4 protein-coding genes are annotated in these 3,994 nt (G+C 68.7%); 1 reads left to right on the top strand and 3 read right to left on the bottom strand.

Going from position 1 to position 3,994, the window contains the following annotated elements:
• Positions 1-125 precede the first annotated feature (125 nt).
• From AC2W7M_RS21415 to galU, 3 genes are all read right to left on the bottom strand, one after another.
• Complete coding sequence (locus tag AC2W7M_RS21415) at positions 126-614, bottom strand: HoxN/HupN/NixA family nickel/cobalt transporter (protein ID WP_486134749.1); 489 nt, start codon at positions 612-614, stop codon at positions 126-128.
• Complete coding sequence (locus tag AC2W7M_RS21410) at positions 611-1,243, bottom strand: DUF1007 family protein (RefSeq protein ID WP_486134747.1); 633 nt, start codon at positions 1,241-1,243, stop codon at positions 611-613. Before AC2W7M_RS21410 ends, AC2W7M_RS21415 begins: the two co-directional genes overlap by 4 nt.
• A gap of 134 nt (positions 1,244-1,377) precedes the next feature.
• Positions 1,378-2,283: a UTP--glucose-1-phosphate uridylyltransferase GalU gene (gene galU, locus AC2W7M_RS21405; protein WP_486134745.1), complete on the bottom strand. Its 906-nt coding sequence runs from the start codon at positions 2,281-2,283 to the stop codon at positions 1,378-1,380.
• A 398-nt stretch (positions 2,284-2,681) separates the two neighbouring features.
• On the opposite strand from galU, the gene AC2W7M_RS21400 reads away from it, so the two are divergent.
• Positions 2,682-3,994 (top strand): lytic murein transglycosylase (locus AC2W7M_RS21400; protein WP_486134743.1); only part of this gene is annotated, 1,313 nt, incomplete at its 3' end.

Below are 3,994 nucleotides of genomic sequence, written 5' to 3'. Positions count from 1 at the left end.
GCAGCGTCGCATGCACGTCGCCCCAGCGCCGCGTGAGCGCGCCGTAGAAGGCGCGCCCCTTCACGATCGCGAGACTAGAGCCCGAAGGCGGCGATGGCGCCCGTAGGCGGCGATCTCCACCCCGTTCATGGCGCGCGCATGCTCACCGCCGTCGCATTGAGCACCAATGCCAGGATGCCGACGAACAGGATGGCGGCGACCGCCTGCACCAGGCCGGCGGCGAGCGAGAGCAGCGCGCCGCGCCTCAGCGTGCCGCCATCGGCCAGCAGATAGGAGGAGATGACCGCCTTGCCGTGCCCCGGCCCCGCGGCGTGGAACACGCCATAGGCGAAGGACAGGCCGGCGAGCAGCCAGAAGGCATGCCCGTCCGCCTTGGCGGCGCGCACCGCCTGGACCAGCGCGCGGTAGAATTCCGCCTGCTTGGCAAGGATGAAGCCGGTGATGCCCGAGGGGGGCGCCGCGGCCGGCGCGCCGATCCCGAACGGCGAGGTCTTCGGCCCGGTGCCGAGCGCCTGGGCGAGGGCGGGTTCCGCCGCGGCAAGAACCAGCAGGCCGCCGCCCAGCGCCGCGCCTACGAGGAGCGCGCGCCCGAGCGGACCGAGGCGAGGCCTCACCGGCAGTTCACCTTGATCTTGTCCGCGAACTGGGCGCCGTAGTCCGAGCCGGCCGTCAGGTTGGTGAAGAAGCTCTCGGAGAGCGTGGTGCTCGGCCCCGACCCCGGCGTCGGCGAGATCGCCTCGGCGCTGCATCCCGCGGGGGCGCCGGCGGACGACAGGGGATTCTTCTCGGCGAAGGAGAAGGAGACGAAGATGGTGGGATCGTAGATGTCGAAACTCAGGCTCTTGGCAGCGATGGGCGTCTTCAGCGGCAGCGTGAAGTGGAGCGTCAGAGTTTCATTCTCGTAGGTAAGATAATAGTCAACCGGGTCCTTGAAGGCGATCTTGGCGGTGGCCGTCTTGCCCTTCACGAAGTAGTCGTACTCCTTCAGGGAGGTGACATTCACCTCGGCGAGCGGCTTCAGCACGTCGTCGCCATAGGTGCCGTCCTTCTGCTTCGCCATGCCCTGGAGCGCAAAGGCGCTGAAGGCGTCGTCGAAGGTCCAGGCCTGCTTGAGGGCGGTCAGCTTGCCGTCGGCGAACACCAGTTCGGTCTTCGTCGTCACCCACACATGGGGGTGCGCCTCGGCGCGGGCCGACAGCCCGAGGAGGAATGCGAGGCAGAACGCGAATCGCAGAAGGCGCATGGCGGCTCCGGTTGGCTGCACATGCCTCGCTTGCGACTTCGGCGGAATGGTGGCGGCGGCCGGCGGATGCACGCTGCGCCACCGTCCTGTGCGACCGTTTGGTTCAGAAGGGGTGAACCCCTCGCCCCGCGGGATCAGCCCTGCGCGAGCATGGCGCGCAGCTCCGCCTCGAAGGCGGGGGCGATGTCCTCGCGCGAGAGCGCGTAGGCGACGTTCGCCATGAGGAAGCCGATCTTCGAGCCGCAGTCATAGATCGCGCCGTCGAAGGTGACGGCATAGAACGGCTCGCGCTCCATCAGCTTGAGCATGGAATCGGTGAGCTGGATCTCGCCGCCGGCGCCGGTCTCCTGGCTCGCCAGCAGGTCGAAGATGCCGGGCTGGAGGATGTAGCGGCCGGAGATGGCGAGGTTGGAGGGCGCGGTGCCGGCCTTCGGCTTCTCGACCATCTTCTCGATGGCGTGCACGCCAGGCGCCGCCTCGGCGCCCTTGCCGACGATGCCGTACTGGTGGGTCTGGTCGTCCGGCACCTCGTAGACCGCGATCATGTTGCCGCCGGTCTTCTCATAGGCCTCCACCATGGCGCCGAGGCAGCCCTTGCCGTTGCCATTGCCATTGCCGGGCTTGGCCATGTGGAGCATGTCCGGCAGCAGCAGCGCGAACGGCTCGTCGCCGATGATGTCGCGCGCGCACCACACCGCATGGCCGAGGCCGAGCGGCAGCTGCTGACGCGTGAAGGAGGTAGTGCCGGCCTTCGGCGTGTCGCGGTCGAGCTGTTCCAGCTCCTTGGTCTTGCCGCGCTCCTCCAGCGTGCGCTCCAGCTCGAACTGGCGGTCGAAATGGTCTTCGATCACCGCCTTGTTGCGGCCGGTGACGAACACGATGTGCTCGATGCCCGCCGCCCGCGCCTCGTCCACCACGTGCTGCACCACGGGACGGTCGACGACGGTCAGCATCTCCTTCGGCACCGCCTTGGTGGCGGGCAGGAAGCGCGTGCCGAGGCCGGCGACGGGCAGGATCGCTTTGCGGATGGGCTTGGCCATGAATGAGGGTCCGTCTGTTCTTTCCGGAGCGCGGCGATGCCTAGCACAAATCCGTGAGGGTTCGGCAAGGAATGCCGGGGGGAGGCGGCGGGTTCCCACGCGGGATGCGCCAAAGTGCAGCGCAGCATGTTCCCTGTGCCGGCGCAACGTCGAAGACGGACCTCATTCACGCCGGGTGCACGCCGGCACCGTGGAATGCGGGAGCGCGGTCGTGAGCCTGCGTTTCGCAGATCGCCCGCGGCGCAGGGCAGGACGGTCGCTCCCAAAATCTTGCCTTACGTTAACCGTGGCGCAACCATATTGCGCCCCCATAGGTCCCGCCGGGCCGCGCGCATTGCGCCGCCGGTCCGCGCAGGGAGACTTCGGGACGGCCGGAGCGCCGGATAAGGATGAGAGCCATGGCTTCGAGAACACCCCTGAACGCCACCGGCGTGATGCTGGCGCTCGCGGCGGCCTGCCTCATCACACCCGCCGCCGCGCAAGCGCAGACCACGGGCTCCATCGACCCCTCGGGCCAGACCCGCTTCGTGCATCCGGACATGGCGCCGGAGGTGATCGCCCGTGCCGAGGCGAACTTCCCCAACTGCATCCGCGCCATGTGGCCGGAGGCGCAGGCGCGTGGCGTCAGCCGCCAGACCTTCGAGCGCTACACCAGCCGGCTTCAGCCGGACATGCGCATCATGACCTTTCTCGACACGCAGCCGGAATTCTCCAAGCCGGTCGGCGACTATGTGAACATGCTGGTCACCGAGTTCCGGGTGAAGAAGGGCCGGGAGGTGCTGGAGCGCTATAAGCCGATCTTCGACCAGGTGGAGAAGGCCTATGGCGTCGACCGCTACGCGGTGGCGGCCATCTGGGGAATCGAATCCACCTATGGCGATCCCAAGGGCACCGGCTCGCGCTCGGTGCTCACCTCCACCGCCACGCTCGCCTGCATCGGCCGGCGGCAGGACTATTTCCGCGGCGAGTTCCTGGCGACCCTTCAGATCCTCCAGAGCGGCGACGTGTCGAACGACCACCTCACGGGCTCCTGGGCGGGCGCCTTCGGGCCGACCCAGTTCATGCCCACCTCGTTCCAGCAGTTCGCGGTCGACTTCGACCGCGACGGCAAGCGCGACGTGGTGACCTCGATCCCCGACATCATCGCCTCCACCGCCAACAACCTGAAGCTGGATGGCTGGCAGTTCGGCAAGACGTGGGGCTATGAGGTGGTAGTGCCGGACGGCTTCGACTACCGCCTGGCACGGCGCGAGCTGAAGCAGCCGATCGCGAAATGGGCGGCGCTCGGCATCACCCGTCCCGGCGGCCGGGCCTTCCCGCGCGGCGCCGACGAGGCCTATCTGCTGCTGCCGGCGGGCGGCGACGGGCCGGGCTTCCTGATGGTCGAGAACTTCGACGTCATCCGCAAGTACAACCCCGCCGACGCCTACGCCCTGGCCATCGGCCATCTCGCCGACCGCCTGCGCGGCTTCGGCGGCTTCGCCCAGGCCTGGCCGAAGGAGGCCCGTGGCCTCTCGCGCGGCGAGCGGGTGGAGATCCAGCAGCGTCTCACCCAGAAGGGCTACAACGTCGGCAATCCCGACGGCATCATCGGCACCCAGACCCGGGTGGCGATCCAGGAGTTCCAGGCGCGCGCGGGCCTGCGCGCCGACGGCTACCCCCAACACCAAGCTGCTCGACGCCCTGCGGCGCTGAGCGCGGCCGTCCGCCC

The organism is Xanthobacter sp. BG11Y11_SDJG, from assembly GCF_057364445.1.
The sequence above is the reverse complement of the archived record's forward strand: the minus strand, read 5'-3'. Positions and strand labels throughout refer to the sequence as shown.

Excerpts from the sequence above, each read along its gene's own strand:
- galU (WP_486134745.1), bottom strand. The coding sequence starts at position 2,283 with ATGGCCAAGCCCATCCGCAAAGCGATCCTGCCCGTCGCCGGCCTCGGC.
- AC2W7M_RS21410 (WP_486134747.1), bottom strand. The coding sequence starts at position 1,243 with ATGCGCCTTCTGCGATTCGCGTTCTGCCTCGCATTCCTCCTCGGGCTG.